Origin of the sequence: Kineosphaera limosa NBRC 100340 (assembly GCF_000298215.1) — a bacterium.
Classification (GTDB): Bacteria; Actinomycetota; Actinomycetes; order Actinomycetales; family Dermatophilaceae; genus Kineosphaera; species Kineosphaera limosa.
Genome location: NZ_BAHD01000003.1, coordinates 49,932 through 69,288, shown reverse-complemented (window position 1 = coordinate 69,288; position 19,357 = coordinate 49,932). Strand labels below are relative to the sequence as shown.

At 69.0% G+C, this 19,357-nt stretch carries 15 protein-coding genes; 3 read left to right on the top strand and 12 right to left on the bottom strand.

Annotated elements, in window-relative coordinates:
- Positions 1 to 14: 14 nt before the first annotated feature.
- Complete coding sequence (gene htpX, locus KILIM_RS00685; protein ID WP_006590673.1) at positions 15 to 872, bottom strand: zinc metalloprotease HtpX; 858 nt, start codon at positions 870 to 872, stop codon at positions 15 to 17.
- A gap of 289 nt (positions 873 to 1,161) precedes the next feature.
- On the opposite strand from htpX, the gene KILIM_RS00680 reads away from it, so the two are divergent.
- The 3 genes from KILIM_RS00680 (at position 1,162) to rarD (ending at position 5,250) form a co-directional block, all read left to right on the top strand.
- On the top strand, positions 1,162 to 3,114 hold the full coding sequence (locus tag KILIM_RS00680) for a 2-oxoacid:acceptor oxidoreductase subunit alpha (RefSeq protein WP_006590672.1): 1,953 nt from the start codon (positions 1,162 to 1,164) through the stop codon (positions 3,112 to 3,114).
- A gap of 73 nt (positions 3,115 to 3,187) precedes the next feature.
- Positions 3,188 to 4,264 (top strand): 2-oxoacid:ferredoxin oxidoreductase subunit beta, encoded by a 1,077-nt coding sequence (locus KILIM_RS00675; RefSeq protein WP_006590671.1) that lies wholly within the window; start codon positions 3,188 to 3,190, stop codon positions 4,262 to 4,264.
- Positions 4,249 to 5,250, top strand: a complete 1,002-nt coding sequence (gene rarD / locus KILIM_RS00670) for an EamA family transporter RarD (protein ID WP_006590670.1) — start codon at positions 4,249 to 4,251, stop codon at positions 5,248 to 5,250. Before KILIM_RS00675 ends, rarD begins: the two co-directional genes overlap by 16 nt.
- Positions 5,251 to 5,273: 23 nt before the next feature.
- On the opposite strand, the gene KILIM_RS00665 is transcribed toward rarD, so the two are convergent.
- From KILIM_RS00665 to nuoF, 11 genes are all read right to left on the bottom strand, one after another.
- On the bottom strand, positions 5,274 to 5,927 hold the full coding sequence (locus tag KILIM_RS00665; protein WP_051988572.1) for a TetR/AcrR family transcriptional regulator: 654 nt from the start codon (positions 5,925 to 5,927) through the stop codon (positions 5,274 to 5,276).
- Between the two features lie 208 nt (positions 5,928 to 6,135).
- Entirely contained in the window at positions 6,136 to 7,140 is a 1,005-nt protein-coding gene (locus tag KILIM_RS00660; RefSeq protein ID WP_006590668.1) for a polyprenyl synthetase family protein, read from the bottom strand.
- Positions 7,137 to 8,666, bottom strand: coding sequence for an NADH-quinone oxidoreductase subunit NuoN (gene nuoN / locus KILIM_RS00655; RefSeq protein WP_051988579.1), 1,530 nt, complete (start codon positions 8,664 to 8,666; stop codon positions 7,137 to 7,139). The genes KILIM_RS00660 and nuoN overlap by 4 nt, the downstream gene beginning before the upstream one ends.
- A gap of 47 nt (positions 8,667 to 8,713) precedes the next feature.
- On the bottom strand, positions 8,714 to 10,420 hold the full coding sequence (locus tag KILIM_RS00650; protein WP_006590666.1) for an NADH-quinone oxidoreductase subunit M: 1,707 nt from the start codon (positions 10,418 to 10,420) through the stop codon (positions 8,714 to 8,716).
- Complete coding sequence (nuoL, locus tag KILIM_RS00645; RefSeq protein WP_051988578.1) at positions 10,420 to 12,294, bottom strand: NADH-quinone oxidoreductase subunit L; 1,875 nt, start codon at positions 12,292 to 12,294, stop codon at positions 10,420 to 10,422. The genes KILIM_RS00650 and nuoL overlap by 1 nt, the downstream gene beginning before the upstream one ends.
- A 70-nt stretch (positions 12,295 to 12,364) precedes the next feature.
- On the bottom strand, positions 12,365 to 12,664 hold the full coding sequence (gene nuoK / locus KILIM_RS00640) for an NADH-quinone oxidoreductase subunit NuoK (RefSeq protein WP_006590664.1): 300 nt from the start codon (positions 12,662 to 12,664) through the stop codon (positions 12,365 to 12,367).
- Positions 12,661 to 13,428, bottom strand: a complete 768-nt coding sequence (locus tag KILIM_RS00635) for an NADH-quinone oxidoreductase subunit J (protein ID WP_040561756.1) — start codon at positions 13,426 to 13,428, stop codon at positions 12,661 to 12,663. The genes nuoK and KILIM_RS00635 overlap by 4 nt, the downstream gene beginning before the upstream one ends.
- A complete protein-coding gene (gene nuoI / locus KILIM_RS00630) occupies positions 13,425 to 14,129 on the bottom strand; it encodes an NADH-quinone oxidoreductase subunit NuoI (protein WP_006590662.1) in 705 nt (234 codons plus the stop codon). Before nuoI ends, KILIM_RS00635 begins: the two co-directional genes overlap by 4 nt.
- Positions 14,122 to 15,543: an NADH-quinone oxidoreductase subunit NuoH gene (gene nuoH, locus KILIM_RS00625; protein WP_006590661.1), complete on the bottom strand. Its 1,422-nt coding sequence runs from the start codon at positions 15,541 to 15,543 to the stop codon at positions 14,122 to 14,124. The genes nuoI and nuoH overlap by 8 nt, the downstream gene beginning before the upstream one ends.
- Entirely contained in the window at positions 15,540 to 18,044 is a 2,505-nt protein-coding gene (locus tag KILIM_RS00620) for an NADH-quinone oxidoreductase subunit G (protein ID WP_006590660.1), read from the bottom strand. Before KILIM_RS00620 ends, nuoH begins: the two co-directional genes overlap by 4 nt.
- Positions 18,041 to 19,354, bottom strand: coding sequence for an NADH-quinone oxidoreductase subunit NuoF (nuoF, locus tag KILIM_RS00615; RefSeq protein WP_040561772.1), 1,314 nt, complete (start codon positions 19,352 to 19,354; stop codon positions 18,041 to 18,043). The genes KILIM_RS00620 and nuoF overlap by 4 nt, the downstream gene beginning before the upstream one ends.
- Between the last annotated feature and the right edge of the window lie 3 nt (positions 19,355 to 19,357).

The window sequence follows — 19,357 nt, the reverse complement described above, 5'->3', positions numbered from 1 at the left end:
CGCCGGGGAGCGGGTCAGCGGCCCAGTTCGCGGCCCATGTTCTCCAGGCGGTCGATGCGGTTGGCCATCGGGGGGTGGGTGGAGAACAGGCTCTTGACGTCGGCGGCGCGAAACGGATTGGCGATCATCATGTGCGCGGCGTTCTGCAGCTTGGGGTCCGGAGGCAGCGGGGCGCGTTGCACGCCGGACTCCAGCTTGCGCAGGGCGTCGGCCAGGGCCAACGGGTCGCCGGTGAGCTTGGCGCCGTCCTCGTCCGCGTCGTACTCGCGGGTGCGACTGATCGCCATCTGAATGATCGAGGCCGCCAGCGGCGCCAGCAGCGCGATCGCGATCATCGCGATCGGATTCGGACGATTCTCGCGGCTGCCGCCGAAGAACATGGCCATCTGCGCGACGCTCGTGATGATGCCGGCCAGCGCGGCCGCCACCGAAGAGGTCAGGATGTCGCGGTTGTAGACGTGCATCAGCTCGTGGCCCAGCACCCCGCGCAACTCCCGCTCGTCGAGCAGATCCAGGATGCCCTCGGTGCAACACACCGCGGCGTGCTGCGGATTGCGCCCGGTCGCAAACGCGTTCGGGGCCTGGGTCGGCGAGATGTACAGAGCCGGCATCGGCTGGTTGGCCTTGGCCGACAGCTCCTCCACGATCCGATACATCGCCGGGGCCTGCTCGCGCGTCACCGGATACGCCTGCATCGCCTTGATGGCGATCTTGTCGCTGTTCCAGTAGCCGTAGAACGTCATGGCCACACCGATCAGCGCGAACACCCAGATGTAGCGGCCGCCTTGGATGAGCGCACCGATCCCCAGCAGGATCGCGAAGATGGCGCCGAACAGCGCAGCGGTCTTCACGCCGTTGAAGTGGTTGGTCATGCCAGGCCCAACGCGCCTGGACCCGCCGCGTGTTCCGCAGCGCACCAACGGTCGCGGACGGTCGTTCGTCTCACCGGTCGAAACGAGTGTCCGTCGCCGGGAATAGCCGCCGACCCGCTCGTGTCTGACCTGAGGGTTCACGGTCTTAGGTTCGCGGCGCGTTCACGCTGCGGAACGCAACCTACGCAGGCGTAAGGTTCTCCTACCATGGACCGTTGGCGGTCGCGACAAGAGGACCGGCCGCCCAGTACGAAGCGAAAAGTCCCCGGAAGCCTGGTGAGCTCATCTCATGTCCGTCAAGCAGGTCCAGCAGCTCGACCGCGTCATCATCCGCTTCGCCGGCGACTCCGGCGACGGCATGCAGTTGACCGGAGACCGATTCACCAGTGAGACGGCCGCGCTGGGTAACGACTTGTCGACGCTGCCGAACTTCCCCGCCGAGATCCGCGCCCCGCAGGGCACGTTGCCGGGCGTCTCCAGTTTCCAGCTGCATTTCGCCGACCACGACGTGCTCACCCCGGGCGACGGCCCCGACGTGCTGGTCGCGATGAATCCGGCGGCGCTCAAGGCCAACCTGCGCGATCTGCGCCGCGGCGGCACGATCATCGCCGACTCCGACCAGTTCTCCAAGCGAAGCCTGGCCAAGGTCGGCTATTCGGCCAACCCGCTGGAGGACGGCTCGCTGGAGTCCTGGCACGTGCACTCGTTGCCGCTGACCTCGGTGACCGTCGAGGCTCTGGCCGACTTCGGCCTGACCCGTAAGGAGAAGGAGCGGGCGAAGAACATGTTCGCCCTCGGCCTGCTCTCCTGGCTGTACTCGCGCCCGCTGGAGGGCACCCGCGCGTTCCTGAAGTCCAAGTTCGCCAAGAAGCCCGAGGTGCTCGAAGCCAACCTCACGGCCCTGACCGCCGGCTACCACTACGGCGAGACCAGCGAGGACTTCACCGTTCACTTCGAAGTCGCCCCCGCGCCCATGGCACCGGGTCGCTACCGCAATATCACCGGCAACGTGGCCACCGCCTACGGCCTGGTCACCGCGGCGCACCGCAGCGGCCTGCCGCTGGTGCTCGGCAGCTACCCGATCACCCCGGCCTCCGACATCCTGCACACGCTCTCCAACCTCAAGCGCTACGGCGTGACGACCCTGCAGGCCGAGGACGAGATCGCCGGCGCCGGTATCGCCCTGGGCGCGGCCTTCGCGGGTGCCCTCGGCGTCACCTCGACGTCTGGGCCGGGCCTTGCCCTCAAGGCGGAGATGATCGGCCTTGCTGTCTCGGTCGAGCTGCCGATGGTCATCATCGACGTGCAGCGCGGCGGGCCCTCGACCGGGCTGCCGACCAAGACCGAACAGGCCGACCTGCTGCAGGCCATGTACGGCCGCAACGGTGAGGCACCGGTCGCGATCATCGCGCCGAGCACGCCCACCGACTGCTTCACGATGGCGATGGAGGCCGTGCGGATCGCGACGACCTACCGCACTCCCGTCATCCTGCTTTCCGACGGCTACCTGGCCAACGGCTCGGAGCCGTGGCGGATCCCGGACGTCGCCGACCTGCCCGCCATCGACGTGCAGTTCGCCACCGAACCCAACGCCGTGGCGGCCGACGGCACCCCCGACTTCCAGCCGTACCTGCGCGACCCGCAGACGCTGGCCCGCCCGTGGGCCATCCCCGGCACACCCGGGCTGGAGCACCGCCTCGGCGGCATCGAGAAGGCCGACGGCACCGGCGACATCTCCTACGATCCCGACAACCACGACAAGATGACCCGGCTGCGGGCGGACAAGATCGCCGGCATCGAGGTGCCCGACCTGGAGGTCGACGACCCCAGCGGCTCGGCCGAGTTGCTCGTGCTCGGGTGGGGCTCGACGTTCGGCCCCATCAGCGCCGCCGCCCGCCAGCTGCGGCAATCGGGCCTGCAGGTCGCCACGACGCATCTGAAGTACCTCAACCCCATGCCGGCCAACACCGGAGCGGTGCTGCGCCGCTACCGACGGGTGCTCGTGCCGGAGATGAACATGGGCCAGCTGTCGCTGCTGCTGCGCGGCACCTACCTGGTCGACGTGCACTCCTACACCGCCGTGCGCGGCCAGCCGTTCGCCTCTGCCGAACTCGTCGACGTCATCGGCGCGCAACTCGGCGACCTCGACGCCGTCGCCGGCCTCGACGATCTCGACACGTCGAACGGCACGCCGACCAGCAGCAACGGCGTCGCCCGCGACCACGCCGTCGCCTCCTCCTGACCCCTCCCGCCGGCTGACCCCGGCACCATGCCGACAGGCGCCGACAAGCGCCGACAAGCACGAAGGACTCCACATGAGCATCGACCTCGGGATGCCGAGCCTGGGCACGCACGGCGTGCCGCGGCTGCCGCAGGACGCCCCCGCGCAGACGAAGAAGGACTTCACCTCCGACCAGGAGGTGCGCTGGTGCCCCGGTTGCGGTGACTACGCGATCTTGGCGGCCGTGCAGGGCTTTCTGCCGACGCTGGGCCTCAAGCGCGAGAACATCGTCTTCATCTCCGGCATCGGCTGCAGCTCGCGGTTTCCGTACTACCTCGACACCTACGGCATGCACTCGATCCACGGGCGCGCGCCGGCCATCGCGACGGGCCTGGCCACCTCCCGCGACGACCTGTCGGTGTGGGTGGTCACCGGTGACGGGGACGCCCTGTCCATCGGCGGCAACCACCTCATCCACGCGCTGCGCCGCAACGTCAACCTCAAGATCCTGCTGTTCAACAACCGGATCTACGGGCTGACCAAGGGGCAGTACTCCCCCACCTCGCAGCCGGGCATCATCACCAAGTCCTCCCCCGCCGGGTCGGTCGACGGCGTGTTCAACCCCGTCTCGTTGGCCCTGGGCGCCGGAGCGACGTTCGTGGCTCGCACGATGGACTCGGACCGCAAACACCTGACCGCCACCCTGGAGGCGGCGGCCCGGCACCGGGGCGCGTCGTTCGTCGAGATCTACCAGAACTGCCCGATCTTCAACGACGGCGCGTTCCAGGTACTCAAGGACCGCGACCAGGCGCAGGCGCGCATCCTGCACGTCAACGACAAGGAGCAGGTCCGCGCCGGCGAGAACCACGCGCTTGTGTGGGGAGCCAACGGCGAGCTGCAGGTCGTCGGCACCACCGGGCTCGACGAGTCCCGCATCATCGTGCACGACGCTCAGGCTGACAACCCGGCGACGGCCTTCGCCATCGCCCAGCTCGACGGCCCCGACATGGCGCACGTGCCGATGGGCATCTTCCGCTCGGTCTCCAAGCCGACGTACGACGACCAGGTGCGTTCCCAGGTCGCCGGGGCGGTCGCAGCCAACGGCGGACCGGCCGACGACGACGACATCGCCGCCCTGCTCGCCGGCAGGGACACGTGGACCGTGAGCTGAGCGCTGGTTCGGCCGGCTCGACGGGGTCGGCCGAATCGACCGGCGTCACCGACGTGAGCCAGGCGCGCGCCGGCACCCTGTACGGACTCGGCGCGTACACCATCTGGGGCGGGATGGCCCTGTACTTCCTCACGCTGGCACCGAGCGGCGCCGCGGAGATCCTCGTCCACCGCATCCTGTGGAGCGCCCTGCTGTGCGTCGTGCTGCTCGTCGTGCTGCGCCAGGCCAAGGGGCTGCTGCAGGCGCTGCGCTCGCCGCGACGCTTGGCGGGGGTGTTGCTGGCGGGGGCCCTCATCGCGATCAACTGGCTGATCTACGTTTTCGCGGTGACCAGCGGGCATGTCACCGACGCGGCGCTCGGCTACTTTCTCAATCCGCTCGTCAGCGTCGCCCTCGGGCTGTTGGTGCTGCGCGAGACGATCCGCCGCGGGCAGGCCGTGGCCGTGGTCATCGGCGGCATCGGCGGCATCTACCTGGCGATCGCCACCGGGTCGGTGCCGTGGGTGGCGCTCGGGTTGGCCTTCTCGTTCGGCACCTACGGGCTGGTCAAAAAGCGCCTCGGCGTGCAGCTGAGCGCCCTGCAGAGCCTCACCGCGGAGACGGCGGTGCTGGCCCCGTTCGCGGCCGCAGCCATGGTGTGGCTTGCGACCAGTGGGCAGGCGACCTTCGGTTCGCACGGGGTCTCGCACGCGTTGTTGCTGGTCTCGACCGGCATCGTCACCACGGTGCCGTTGCTGCTGTTTGCGGCCGCCGCCCGCCGGGTGACCCTGGTGACGATCGGGCTGCTGCAGTTCATCGCGCCGATCCTGCAGTTTCTCACCGGCCTGGCCCTGGGTGAGCACATGAGTTCGGCCCGTTGGACGGGCTTTCTCATCGTGTGGATCGCGCTGGTCGTGCTGGCCGCCGACGCAGTGCGTCATTCGGTGCGGTCCAGGCGTCGCCCGCCGCGCGCCGCGCCCGCGGAGGGGACCACTCCCGCCACCTGAGGTCGGCGGGCGATGTCGGCCGGTCAGGCCTGCCCGTCCGCCTCGTCGGGCTCGGGGTCGCGATCGCGCACGGTCACGATGCCGCTGCGCTCGGCGTCGCGCACGATCGCCACGAGGATGCCCACGAAGGCGTCGATGACGGCCTGGGTGGCCTCGTCGTCACGGTCCACGAGCCAGGCGAGCATGATGCCGTCGGTCAGCGCCAGGGTCATGCGCGCCAGGGTGCGCGACGACAGTGCCTCGGAGCCGGTAATGCCCATTCCCTCGGTGATGAAACTCTCGATGACATCGAGGTAGGTCTGGTACAGCAGGCGGGCGGCCTCACCGTCGCCACGGATGGACCAGGCGGCCAGCTCGTAGCTCAGCAGTTGGCGGCCGGGGGCACTCTGGGTGACCTCCCAGAACGTCGTGAACGCGGCGCGTACGGTGCGCTCGAATCCGCGGCTCGCCTCGATCGCGGTGGCTACCGGACCAAGGATCGGCGTGGCGAACGACTCGGCGACCGCGTTGAGCAGCGCCTCCTTGCTGCTGAAGCAGTAGTGCACAACGCCGAGCGAGACACTCGCCTCGTCCGCGATCCGCCGCACCGATGTGGCCGCAAGACCCTCGCGAATGGCAAGGTCGATCGTCGCTTCGATGAGCTGCTCACGGCGTTGCTCCGCAGGGACTCGGGACATAACCCACACGATACGGATTCCCCGGCTGTGTTCCGGCATCCGAACGGCCAACCTTACCGACCGCATACCCTGCCGTTATCAAACCTTGACCCGACAGTGACGGAAGTCCGCCAGAATGTGCCGCCGCTCACGTTGACCAGCGCAAACACTACTCTCCGGTAGGCGGTAGCGCTGGCGAATACGCTCGAGAAGGCGTATCGCGCACGGCTCAGACGGCGCGATCCACGACTTGGCCGGCCAGGGCGCGCAGCGCCCGCGTGGCCGGCGTGTCGCCCAGCGGATCGAGGATCGCCTGGGCGGCCATGGCGTAGTCACGCGTGTGGGTGGTCGCCTTCTCGAGGGCCGGATGCGCCCGCAGGAGTCGCAGCGCCTCAGCGTGCAGCTCGGCGTCGCGCAGATCGGCGTCGAGTAGCTCCAGCAGCCGCGCATCGGCGGGGTCGGCTGCCGACCGCACGTAGAGGGTCGGCAGCGTGTCGACTCCCTCGCGCAGGTCGGTGCCGGGCTCCTTGCCGGAGACGCCGCTGACGCCCGCGACGTCGAGCAGGTCGTCGGCGAGTTGAAAGGCGATGCCGAGGCGCTCGCCGAACTCCCGCAGGATCTCGACCTGCTCGGGGTCGCAACCGCTGAACATGCCGCCGTAGCGGGCGGCGGTGGCGATGAGCACGCCGGTCTTGTCGGCGAGCACCTGCAGGTAGTACCCGATGGGGTCGTCGGTCGGCGGGGCCGGGCGGGCGTCGCGGATCTGCCCCGCGCACAGTCGCACGAACGTCTGCGCCTGGATCTTCACCGCGTCCGCTCCGAGATCGGCCACCAGCGAACTCGCGGTGCCGAAGAGGAGGTCGCCGACGAGGATGGCGGTGGAGTTGTCATAGGCGGCGTTGGCGCTGGGCACCCCGCGCCGCAGCGGCGCCTCGTCCATCACGTCGTCGTGGTACAGGGAGGCCAGGTGCGTCAGCTCGACTGCCGCGGCCGCCTTGACCACCTCGTCGGTGACCCCGCGGGGCCCCACATGGGCGGCGAGGATCGCGAGCATCGGCCGGAAGCGTTTGCCGCCGGCCGCGAACAGGTGACCGCCGGCCTCGGCCACGAACGGGTCGTCGTGGTCGATGGCCTGGCCGAGCAGCGCGTCCACCCGACCCAGGTCGGTGACGACCGAGGCCAGCAGGTCGCCCGACGCCCCCGGCAGTTGGACCGAGGTCGCGCCGGAGCTCATCGCAGGAAGAGCGCTGAATCGGCAGCCATCGACAGCAGCGGGGCCGGGAACACACCCAGCAGCACGGTCGCCACGACACCCAGGGTGATCGCCGCGCTCGTACCCACCGACGGGGTGAGGACGAGGACCGAATCGTCGGTGCGCTCAGAGAAGAACATCAGCACCACGATCCGGAAGTAGACGTACGCGGTGATCGCGCTGCAGAGTACCCCGATGACGGCGAGCACCGCGCCGGCGAGCCCGGCGTTGCCGATGGCAGCGGCGAAGACCGCGAACTTGGCGGCGAAGCCCGACGTGAGCGGGATACCGGCGAAGGCCATGAGCAGCACCGCCATCGCGCCGGCCACCAACGGTGACCGCCGCCCCAGGCCAGCCCACTGCCCCAGGTGCGTTGCCTCCGAGCCGCCGGAACGCACCAGCATCACGAGGCCGAAGGCTGCGATCGTCGCCAGCCCGTAGGCGGCCAGGTAGAAGGTCACCGAGGAGACGCCCGCTGCGTCGAACGCCATGAGGCCCACGAGGATGAAGCCCGCGTGCGCGATCGAGGAGTAGGCCAACAGCCGCTTGATGTCGTTCTGGGTGACCGAGAGCACCGAGCCGACGATCATCGTCAGCGCCGCGACCACCCACACGACGGCCTGCCAGTCCCAGCGGTCGCCGGCGAAGGCGACGTAGACGATCCGCATCATGGCGCCGAACGCGGCGACCTTGGTGCAGGCGGCCATGAAGCCGGTGACCGGGGTCGGGGCACCCTGGTAGACATCCGGGGTCCAGGCGTGGAAGGGCACCGCACCGACCTTGAACAGCAGGCCGACGAGGATCATCAACACGCCAGGCACCAGCAGCGACTCGCGGCCGTCGACAACCGGCATCGACGCGGCGATGGCGCCGAGGTTGATGGAGCCGGAGTAGCCGTAGATGAGGGCTGCGCCGAAGAGGAAGAACGCCGAGGAGAACGAACCGAGTAGGAAGTACTTCAGCGCCGCCTCCTGGCTCAGCAGCCGACGCCGGCGGGCGATGGCGGTGAGCACGTAGAGCGGCATCGAGAGCACCTCGAGCGCGATGAACATCGTCAGCAGATCACCGCTGGCCGGGAAGAGCATCATGCCGCCGATGGAGAACAGCGCCAGCGGGAAGATCTCCGTGGTGGTGCCCAGCCGCTCGGCGACGGCCTCCTGCTCCGAGCCGGGCACCGAGGCGCCCGAGGGGGTGAAGGCGTCGGCGATCCGGCCGCGGAAGCGCTCCGACATGATGACCAGCGAGAGGCCGCCGAGCAGCACGACGAGCGCCTGCAGGATGACCGACGGGCCGTCGATGACGACCGTGCCACCGAAGGTCTGCCCGTGCATGTCGGCGCCGCGCACCAGCAGCAGCACCAGGGCCGCTGCCAGTGCGACGAGGCTGATCGACAGCTCGATCGTGTGTCGCGAGCGTCGCGGCGCAAAGGCCTCGACGAGCACGCACAGCACCGCGCCGGCGAAGACCAACGCCATCGGCGCGACGGCCAGGAAGTTCATCTCCGGCATGGTGAACTGCGCCGGCAGCGGGGCGAGGGCGGGGACCAGAGCCGAGATCACTGAGCACTCCCGGTAACGGCGCCCACAGCGGGCGCAGGATCGGTGACGCCCACGTGGGTGAGCGTCTGGGTGACGGCCGGGTCGATGTAGTCGAGCGCCAGCTTGGGGAAGAAGCCGAGCAGCAGGAACAGCGCGATGAGCGGCGCCATCACCCACCGCTCGCGGGTGTTCAGGTCAGCGATCGCCAGGACCCGGGGGGCGGGACGCTCGGCCTCGCCGGGCTCGGTCCCGAGCGCGCCCTGCTGGACCGGCGCGTGAGCAACGCTCGCGTGCTCGTCGTCGTGCGCGATCGGCTGCCCGTCGGGGCCGACGAGCTTGGGCGCACCCTCGACGTCGATGACGTGCGTGCCGGGCGGCGGGCCGGTGAAGACGCGCTGGTAGAGCAGCAGGATGTAGAGCGCCGCCAGGATGATGCCGACCGAGCTGATGACCGCGACCCACGGGTACCGCTGGAAGGTGCCCATCATGACGAGGAACTCGGAGACGAACGAGCCCATGCCCGGCAACGCCAGGCCCGACAGGCCGGAGACCAGGAAGCAGCCGGCCAGCACCGGGGTGACCCGCTGCCAACCGCCGTAGTCGGCGATCCGCTGGCTGCCGCCGCGAGTGATGAGCATGCCTGCGATGAGGAACAGCGCGGCGGTGGAGAAGCCGTGGTTGACCATGTAGAGGATCGACCCGGCCGTCGCCACGTGCGTGAACGCGAAGATGCCCATGACGATGAAGCCGAAGTGGCTGATCGAGGTGAACGCGATGAGCCGCATCATGTCTTGGCTGCCGATGGCCAGCACCGCGCCGTAGATGATCGAGATCAGCGCCAGGGTCAGCACCACGGGGGTGGCCCACTGGCTCGACTCGGGGAACAGCTGCAGGCAGAACCGGATCATGCCGTAGGTGCCGACCTTGTCGAGCACGCCGACCAAGAGCACGGCAGTGGCGGGACGCGATTGTTCGGCAGCGTCGGGCAGCCACGTGTGCACCGGCCACATCGGGGCCTTGACGGCGAACGCGATGAAGAAGCCGATGAACAGCCAGTTCTGCACGTCACTGGGGATCTGCAGGCCGGTGAGGTTGTCGAGCAGGAAGCCGCCGTTGCCGCGCGGGCCCTGGAAGTACAAGCCGATGACCGCGACGAGCATAATGAGCCCGCCGGCCAGCGAGAACAGCAGGAACTTCATCGCGGCCGCGTGCCGGCGAGCCCCGCCGTAGGACCCGATGAGGAAGTACACCGGCACGAGCATGGCCTCGAAGAAGACGTAGAAGAGGAAGACGTCGGTCGCGGCGAAGACACCGACGATGAACGTCTCCAGCAACAGCATCCACGCGAAGTAGGTGTTCTGCCGCGGCCCGCCCTCGGGGATGTCGTTCCATGCGGCGACAATGCAGATCGGCACGAGGATCGCGGCCATGACGATGAGCGCCAGCGCCATGCCGTCGACGCCCAGGGCGTAGCTGACCCCGAACTGCGGGATCCAGTCGTGCCGCTCCGCGAACTGGAACTGGGCGCTCGACCCGCGGTCGAACATCACCGCGAGCACGATCGCCAAGCCAAGGGTGACCAGCGAGAACGCCAGCGCGATGGCGCGCCCCGCCGCGGAGTTACGCAGGACGACCAGGACCACCGCGCCGACGAGCGGGATCAGCCCGAGCGTCGTCAGCAGGGGAAAGGTCGCCATCGAGGACATCTGGGACATCTGGGACATCACTGCACCACCCACACGGCACCGAGGATGACGACGACACCGAGCAGCATCGTCAGGGCATAAGAACGCACGAACCCGTTCTGGGCGCGGCGGAGCAGGGCCGACATCGCGCCGACGCTACCGGCCACGCCACGGGCCGATCCGTCGACCCCGTGGTCGTCGGTGTAGTTCAGCGTGTCGACCAGGGCCCGGCCGGGCACCACCAGACCGCCGTGGTTGACGTCGTCCTGGAAGAAGTCGCGGGCCGCGATCGTGCGCACGAGCGAGCTGCTGGGCTCCGGCGCGACATCGTCACGCCAGTAGCGCATCCAGGCGATCGCCACGCCGATGACCATCAGCGTCATCGTCATCGCGATGATGACCATGAGCGGCAGGACCGGCTCGGCATGCTCGTGGTGGCCGCCGGTCGCCGGGGCCAGCCAGTCGGTGAAGCCACCGAAGTTCAGCAACCCACCGAGGCCGACCGACCCGATGGCCAGAATGACCATGGGAGCGGTCATCGTCGCCGGGGACTCGTGCGGGTGGTCGCCCGGCAGCCAGCGCTTCTTGCCGTGGAAGGTCATGAAGAACAGGCGCGACATGTAGAAGGCGGTCAGGCCGGCGACCAGCACTGTGGTCATGCCGAAGACCCAAGGACGCCAACCCTCGCCGACGAAGGCCGACTCGATGATGTGGTCCTTGGACCAGAAGCCGGACAGCAGCGGGAAACCGATGATCGCCAACCAGCCGCACAAGAACGTGGCCCACGTGATCTTCATGGCCCCCGACAGGTTGCCGAAGGTGCGCATGTTGACCCGCTCGTTCATACCGTGCATCACCGATCCGGCACCCAGGAACATGCCGGCCTTGAAGAAGCCGTGGGTCAGCAGGTGGAAGATCGCGTAGGCGTATCCGATCGGGCCGAGCCCGGCGGCCAGCATCATGTAGCCGATCTGGCTCATCGTCGAGGCGGCGAGGGCCTTCTTGATGTCGTCCTTGGCGCAGCCGATGATCGCGCCCATCGTCAGCGTGATCGCACCGACGACCGCGACGGCTAGCTGCGCGCTCGGCGCCAGGTCGTAGATCGGGAAGCTGCGCACCACGAGGTAGACACCGGCGGTGACCATCGTCGCCGCGTGGATGAGGGCGGACACCGGCGTCGGGCCGGCCATCGCGTCACCCAGCCAGCTCTGCAGCGGGAACTGCGCCGACTTACCGCACGCGGCGAGCAGCAACAGCAGGCCGATGACGGTGAGCATGGTCGTGGAGGCCCCGGAGACGCGCTCGGCGACGCCGCTGAAGGTCACGGTGCCGAAGGTGGCGAACATCGCCATGATCGCCAGCCCGAGCCCGTAGTCACCGACGCGGTTGGCGATGAACGCCTTGTTCGCGGCCGAGGCGTACGGCGGGTTCCAGTTCCAGAAGCCGATGAGCAGGTAGGACGCCAGGCCGACGCCCTCCCAACCGACGTAGAGCAGCAGGTAGTTGTCGGCCAGCACGAGCAGCAGCATCGCCGCGACGAACAGGTTGAGAAAGGCGAAGAACTTGCGCCGGTCGACGTCGTGGCTCATGTAGCCGAGGGAGTACACGTGGATCAGCGATCCGACGAAGGTGATGAGCAGCACGAACGTCAGCGACAGCTGATCGACCAGCATCCCGGCGTCGAGCTGGAACGGCCCGGCCGGGATCCAGGAGTACAGCGTCAGGTTCTGCGCCCGCTCGCCGGCGGGGCGACTGACCATCTCGAAGAAGATGGCGGCCCCGACGCCGAAGCTGGCCCAGGAAAGACCGGTGGCCAACCCGGGCCCGAAGGAGTTGGTCCGCTTGCCGCCGATGAGCAGCAGCGCGGCGCCCAGCAGCGGAAGGGCGACGAGCAGCCAGGCCATGGCCGCCATCCCCGAGGCAGGGGCCGCGGGCGAGACCGCCGTGGGAGCGATCGAGGTGAGGAGATGCACGCCTGGCTCCTTACAGCTTCAGCAGGTTGGCCGCGTCGACCGAGGCCGATCGACGAGCGCGGAAGATCGCCAAGATGATCGCCAGGCCGACCACGACCTCGGCGGCCGCGACGACCATGACGAAGAGTGCGATGGCCTGACCGTCGAGGTGACCGTTCATCCGCGAGAACGTCACGAACATCAGGTTGACCGCGTTGAGCATGAGCTCGATGCCCATGAACACGATGATCGCGTTGCGCCGAACGACGACGGTGGCCGCGCCGAGCGCGAACAGAATCGCCGCGAGGTAGAGGTAGAAGACCAGGCTCATCGCTGCGAACCTTCCTCGATCTCACGAGTGATCTCGTCGTCGGCGGCCGTGTAGTCGTCCGGCAGTTGAATCTGCTGGCGGGCCGCGAGCACACGGGAGACCGACAGCTCGCTGGGTTTGCCGTCCGGCAGCAGGGCCGGGGTGTCGACGGCGTTGTGTCGGGCGTACACGCCGGGAGCGGGCAGGCCCGCGACGAAGCGGTTCTCGCGCACCCGCCGCTCGCTCCATTCCTTCTGCGTGGGCTTGGGCAGCAACCGCTCGCGGTGGCCCAGGACCATCGCGGCGATGGCGGCGACGATCAGCAGCATGGCGGTCATCTGGAAGAGCCACATGTAGCGGCCGTAGATGAGATAGGCCAGGCCCGTGACGTTGCCCTCCGCGTTCATCTGTGAGATGGGCGGTGCCGGGCCGAAGCTCGCGGCCGCGATGGAGCTGATGAGCAGGGCGGCCAGCCCGATGCCCACGATCAGGGAGACCCACTTGTGGCCCTTGAGGGTGTCGACCATCGATTCGCTGGAGTCGACCCCGACGAGCATGACGACGAACAGGAACAGCATCATCACCGCGCCCGTGTACACGAAGATGTGCACCAGGCCGAGGAACTCGGCGCCCTGCGCAATGTAGACGATGCCCAGGACGATCATCGTCAGCGCCATGGACAGGGCCGCGTAGACGGCCCGTTTGGAGAAGACGAGGCCGAGGGCGCCGAGCACCATGAGGGTGCCGCAGACCCAGAAGAGGAAGGCCTCACCCGTGCCCATCATCGCGCTCCCTCGCTCTCGTTCTCGCGCGCCTTAGCGGACTCGGTGGGCTCGTCGGGCTCAGCGCTGTCCTGCTCGCGCTGCGAGGCGTACTCGCGTTGCTCGCGGGTGGCACCGTCGACCTTGCCCAGGTAGTAGTCCCGCTCTTCCATGCCGGCGACCATCGGGTGCGGCGGGTCGACCATGCCTTCGGCCAGCGGCGCGAGCAGCTGGTGCTTCTCGAAGATCAGGTCGGCCCGGCTGTGATCGGCCAGCTCGTAGAAGTTGGTCATCGTCAGCGCCCGCGTCGGGCACGCCTCGATGCACAACCCGCAGAAGATGCAGCGCAGGTAGTTGATCTGGTAGACGCGCCCGTACCGCTCCCCCGGCGAGTAGCGGCCGGTGCCGCCGTCGGCCAGCGGTGTGTCGTCGTTGTCGGCGCCCTCGACGAGGATCGCGTCCGCCGGGCAGGCCCAGGCGCACAGCTCGCAGCCGACACACTTCTCCAGCCCGTCCGGATGCCGGTTGAGCTGGTGGCGGCCGTGGTACCGGGGCGCGGTCGGCCGCTTCTCCTCCGGATACATCTCGGTCTTGACCTTGCGGAACATCGTCTTGAACGACACCCCGAAGCCGGCGACGGGGGCGAGCAGCTCGGCGAAGAAGCCGGGGCTCTCCTCGCGCGAGTGGTCCCCGGACCGCGAGGGGTTGCCGGTGGACTCAGCCATGGTCGGTCTCCTTTGTCGGGGCAGATCCGGTCGTGGTCGAGCCGGTGCCAGGGCCGACTTCGCGGGCGGGCTCGTGGCCTGCCTCGTGGCCGGTGCCGAGCAGGCTCGGCTCCCGCAGCGTCTGGCCGGGCATCGGTGGCACCGGGTAGCCCCCGGCGAACGGGTCGATCTCGGCGGGTACCGGCGGCTTGGCCAGGGCCGCCTCGCGGCTGGTGTCCCACTTCCACGCGATGGCCAACGCGATGACCGCGACGATGACGACGACGCTGATCGTGGCGAGCAGCGTGTTCGCGCCGAGGAAACCGATCTGGGCGCCGCGGATGTACGCCACCGCGATGATCCACACGAGGGTGGCGGGGATGAGGAACTTCCAGCCGAAACGCATGAACTGGTCGTAGCGGGTGCGGGGCAGCGTGCCGCGCAGCCACACGAAGAACCACATGAACAGCCACATCTTGGCGGTGAACCAAATCAGGCCCATCCAGCCGTTCTCCAGCACGCCGTCGCCGATGAGGCCGAGCCCGAAGGGGGCGTGCCAGCCGCCGAGGAAGAGGGTCGTGGCCAAGGCCGAGACGGTGAACATGTTGACGTACTCACCGAGGAAGAACATCGCGAACCACATGCCGGGGTACTCGGTGTGGTAACCGCCGACGATCTCGCCCTCACCCTCGGCCAGGTCAAACGGGAGTCGGTTGGTCTCGCCCACCATGCAGATGACGTAGACGACGAAGCTGAAGAACGCGGGGATGATGAACCACATGCCGCGCTGGGCCTCGACGATCGTCGACGTGGACATCGACCCGGCGTAGAGGAAGACCGCCAGCAGCGCCAAGCCCATCGCGATCTCGTAGGAGATCACCTGCGCTGTGGAACGCAGCCCACCGAGCAGCGGGTAGGTGGAGCCCGAGCTCCAGCCCGCCAGCACGAAGCCGTAGGCCCCGACGCCGGCGGCAGCCAGCACCAGCAGCACGGCGACCGGCACGTCGGTGATCTGCAGCGGGGTGGTGTGACCGAACATCGTGACCGTGCCGCCGAGCGGAATGATCGCGAACCCGATGAACGCGACCGCGCCGGCGATGATCGGCGCCAGCGTGTAGGTCAACTTGTCGGCGTTCTTGGGGATGAACGTCTCTTTCCACATCAGCTTGAAGCCGTCGGCCAGGGTCTGGCCGATGCCCCACGGGCCGAACCGGTTGGGGCCCGGGCGCTGCTGCATGCGTCCGATGACTCGGCGCTCGAACCAGATGACCACGACCACCTGGAGCATGAGGTAGACGAAGACGAGGAACGCCTTGAAGAGCGACAGCCACCAGGGCGTGTCGGAGAAGTCCGCGACCGGCTGCTCGTTCGAGGCGAGCACGGCGAGCGTCGGCGCCGCCTCCGACCAGGCCGCCAGCGAGGTCATGACGGTCATGCCACACCACCCTTGCTGATGTTGACGACATCTCCGGCCTGCGCGTCGAGCGTGGCACGCACGCGAGACCCGGCCGAGTTGCTCGGCAGCCACACCACGTGGTCGACCATGGGGGTGACCAGGGTCGGCAGCGTGATGGAGCCGCGTTCGGTGGAGACCGTGAGGGCGGACCCGTCGGCGACCCCCAGCTCATGCGCGGTGCTCGGCGAGATGCGGGCTTGGGCCACCGGGGCGGTGCCGGCCAGGAACGGGTCACCGTCCTGCATCCGACCCGCGTCGAGCAGGTGGTGCCAGGTGGCCAGCACGGCTTGACCGGGCCCGGGGCGCGGGCGGTCGGTGGCCGGCGCGGCGGAGCGACGCGGTCGCGGTCCGCCCCAAGCACCGAACTCGCGCATCTCTTCGCGGGTGGCCTCGACGGTGCGGGTGCCCAGGTACTCGCCGAGCTCGGCGGCGATCATGTCCAGCACGCGGGCGTCGGTGACCGTCTCGGCGGTCAGGGCCCGGTCGAACGCACCGGGGCGACCCTCCCAGTCGACGAACGTGCCGGCCTTCTCGGCGACCGCCGCGACCGGCAGCACCACGTCGGCGGCGTCCGTGACGAGGCTGGATCGCAGTTCGAGGCTGACGACGAAGGCCCGCTCGACGGCTGCCCGCGCGACCTCCTGACCGGGCAGGTCGGACAGTTCGACGCCGCCGACGAGCAGACCGGAGAGGGTGCCCTTGGCGGCGGCCTCGAGCATGCCGACGGTGTCGCGACCCGGTGTGTTCGGCACCGCGTCCAGACCCCAGATGCCGGCGGCCTCCTCACGGGCGATGGCGTCGACGACCGGGCGCCCACCGGGCAGCAGACCCGGGAGGGCACCGGCCTCGATGGCTCCGCGCTCACCGGCGCGCCGCGGCACCCAGGCCAGAGTGGCGCCGGTGGTCTGCGCGAGCCGGGCGGCGGCCGATAAGCCGCCGGGGACCGTGGCCAACCGCTCGCCGACCAGAATCACCGCGCCGTCGGCGGTCAGTGCCTGCGCGGGGATGTCGAGCTCGCCGCCGGTGTTGCCCAGCGCGTCGAGCACGCCGACCTCGGTGCCGGGAGCCGCCTGGATGAGGCTGCCGGTCATCTTCGTCAGCCCGCGGGTAGCAAACGGCGCCACGGAGAAGACGACGGCCTTGTTCTTGCGGGCGGCCTTGCGCAGCCGCAGGAAGATCATCGGCGACTCCTCCTCGGGCTCCAGGCCCACGAGGAGGACGGCCGGCGCGTTCTCGAGGTCGTCGTACGAGACCCCGCCGTGCCCCGGTGACGTGGCGACGACGTGCCCGGCGAGGAAGTCGGCCTCCTCGGTCGAGGCGGCCCGCGCCCGGCAGTCGATGTCATTGGTGCCGAGCACGACGCGTGCGAACTTGCTGTAGGCGTAGGCGTCCTCGGCGGTGACCCGGCCGCCGGTCAGCACGCCGACACCGCCGGCCTCGCGAGCGGCGCTCAGTCCCTTCGCGGCGGCGGCGATGGCCTCCGACCAAGAGACCGGCTGCAACTGCCCGTCACCGTCCCTCACCAGCGGCCGGTCGAGCCGGTTGGCCGCGACGGCGTACTGGAAGGCCCAGCGACCCTTGTCGCAGTTCCACTCCTCGTTGACAGCCGGGGTGTTGGCCGCCATCCGCCGCAACACCGTGCCGCGGCGGTGGTCGGTGCGCTGGTGGCAGCCGCTGGCGCAGTGCTCGCACACGCTCGGGGTGGAGACCAGGTCGAACGGGCGCGACCGGAAGCGGTACATCGCCCCGGTCAGTGCGCCCACCGGGCAGATCTGCACGGTGTTGCCGGAGAAGTAGGAGTCGAAGGGCTCGTCTTGGAAGACCCCGATCTGCTGGGCCGCGCCGCGCTCGACGAGCGCGATGAACGGGTCGCCTGCGATCTGGTCGGAGAAGCGGGTGCACCGCTGGCAGAGCACGCACCGCTCGCGGTCCAGCAGCACCTGCGCCGAGACGTTGACCGGCTTGGGGAACGTGCGCTTGACGTCGTCGAAGCGGCTGGTGGCCCGACCGTGCGACATCGCCTGGTTCTGCAGCGGGCACTCGCCGCCCTTGTCGCAGACCGGGCAGTCGAGCGGGTGGTTGATCAGCAGCAGCTCCATGACGCCTTGTTGCGCCTTGTCGACCACCGCTGACGTGTGCTGGGTCTTGACCTCCATGCCCTGGCTGACCGTCATCGTGCAGGACGCCTGCGGCTTGGGCATCGGGCGCAGCGAGCCGTCGGGACCGGGGGTCGCGACATCGACGAGGCACTGCCGGCAGGCGCCGGCGGGCTCGAGCAGGGGGTGGTCGCAGAACCGCGGGATCTCGATGCCGATCTGCTCCGCTGCCCGGATGACCAGCGACCCCTTGGGCACGCTGACCGCGACGCCGTCGATGCTCAGGTCGACCATCTCGACCTTCGGCGTGACCGCGGGTAGCGCCGCGTCGCCGCCCGTGCTGGTGGCGTTGGCGCCCGAGGCAGGACTCGTCGGGACGGTCATGAGGACACGCTCTCCTTCGCGAACAGGGTGGACCGCTCCGGCGGGAAGGACACATCGACGGGGGTCGTCATCGCGAGCTCGAACTCCTCGCGGAAGTACTGGATGCCGGACATGACCGGGCTCGTCGCACCGTCACCGAGGGCGCAGAACGACCGGCCGAGAATGTTGCTGGCGACGTCGTCGAGCTTCTCGATGTCACCCGGTAGGCCCTGACCGGCCTCGAGCCGAGTGAGGATCTGCTTGAGCCAGTACGTGCCCTCGCGGCAGGGCGTGCACTTGCCGCAGGACTCGTGGGCGTAGAAGTCGATCCAGCGGGACACCGCCTTGACCACCGAGACCGTCTCGTCGAAGATCTGCAGCGCCCGCGTGCCCAGCATCGAACCGGCCGCGCTGACCGACTCGAAGTCCAGTGGCACGTCGAGGTGCTCGGCGGTGAAGATCGGCGTCGAACTGCCGCCGGGGGTCCAGAACTTCAGCTCGTGGCCGGCGCGGATGCCGCCGGCCATGTCCAGCAGCTCGCGCAGCGTGATGCCCAGCGGCGCCTCATACTGCCCCGGGTTGGTCACGTGGCCGGAAAGGCTGAACAGGCCGAAGCCCTTGCTGCGATCGGTACCCATCTGCGTGAACCACTGCGAGCCGTGGCCCATGATCGGCGGGATCGAAGCGATGGACTCCACGTTGTTGACGACCGTCGGCCGCGCGTAGAGTCCGGCCACCGCCGGGAACGGCGGCTTGAGCCGCGGCTGCCCGCGGCGGCCCTCCAGGGAGTCCAGCAGCGCCGTCTCCTCCCCGCAGATGTAGGCGCCGGCGCCCGCGTGCACCGTGATGTCGAGGTCGAACCCACTGCCCAGGATGTTCTTGCCGAGGTAACCCGCGGCGTACGCCTCCTGGACCGCCTGCATGAGCCGGCGGTAGACGTGCACGACCTCACCGCGCAGGTACACGAAGGCGTGGTGACAGCCGATCGCGTAGGAGGTGATGATCATGCCTTCGATGAGGAACTGCGGGGTCGCCATGAGCAGCGGGATGTCTTTGCAGGTGCCCGGCTCGGATTCGTCGGCGTTGACGACCAGGTAGCGGGGTCCGCCGTCCGGTGGCGGTAGGAAGCCCCACTTCATGCCCGTCGGGAAGCCCGCGCCGCCGCGGCCGCGCAAACCCGAGTCCTTGGCCTCGGCGACCAGCTCCTCCGGGGTGCGCTCCAGTGCCACGCGCAGCGCGCTGTAGCCGCCGTTCTCCTCGTAGGTGCTCAGCCGCCAGGCGTTCTTGTGGTCCCAGTACCTGCTGAGGATGGGGGTCAGCTGTGTCGACATCGC

Bases quoted from the DNA above. Each gene is read 5' to 3' on its own strand.
- htpX (WP_006590673.1), bottom strand. From the start codon at position 872: ATGACCAACCACTTCAACGGCGTGAAGACCGCTGCGCTGTTCGGCGCC.
- KILIM_RS00680 (WP_006590672.1), top strand. From the start codon at position 1,162: ATGTCCGTCAAGCAGGTCCAGCAGCTCGACCGCGTCATCATCCGCTTC.
- KILIM_RS00675 (WP_006590671.1), top strand. From the start codon at position 3,188: ATGAGCATCGACCTCGGGATGCCGAGCCTGGGCACGCACGGCGTGCCG.
- KILIM_RS00665 (WP_051988572.1), bottom strand. From the start codon at position 5,927: ATGTCCCGAGTCCCTGCGGAGCAACGCCGTGAGCAGCTCATCGAAGCG.
- KILIM_RS00660 (WP_006590668.1), bottom strand. From the start codon at position 7,140: ATGAGCTCCGGCGCGACCTCGGTCCAACTGCCGGGGGCGTCGGGCGAC.
- nuoN (WP_051988579.1), bottom strand. From the start codon at position 8,666: ATGCCGGAGATGAACTTCCTGGCCGTCGCGCCGATGGCGTTGGTCTTC.
- KILIM_RS00650 (WP_006590666.1), bottom strand. From the start codon at position 10,420: ATGTCCCAGATGTCCCAGATGTCCTCGATGGCGACCTTTCCCCTGCTG.
- nuoL (WP_051988578.1), bottom strand. From the start codon at position 12,294: ATGGCGGCCATGGCCTGGCTGCTCGTCGCCCTTCCGCTGCTGGGCGCC.
- nuoK (WP_006590664.1), bottom strand. From the start codon at position 12,664: ATGAGCCTGGTCTTCTACCTCTACCTCGCGGCGATTCTGTTCGCGCTC.
- KILIM_RS00635 (WP_040561756.1), bottom strand. From the start codon at position 13,428: ATGATGGGCACGGGTGAGGCCTTCCTCTTCTGGGTCTGCGGCACCCTC.
- nuoI (WP_006590662.1), bottom strand. From the start codon at position 14,129: ATGGCTGAGTCCACCGGCAACCCCTCGCGGTCCGGGGACCACTCGCGC.
- nuoH (WP_006590661.1), bottom strand. From the start codon at position 15,543: ATGACCGTCATGACCTCGCTGGCGGCCTGGTCGGAGGCGGCGCCGACG.
- KILIM_RS00620 (WP_006590660.1), bottom strand. From the start codon at position 18,044: ATGACCGTCCCGACGAGTCCTGCCTCGGGCGCCAACGCCACCAGCACG.
- nuoF (WP_040561772.1), bottom strand. From the start codon at position 19,354: ATGTCGACACAGCTGACCCCCATCCTCAGCAGGTACTGGGACCACAAG.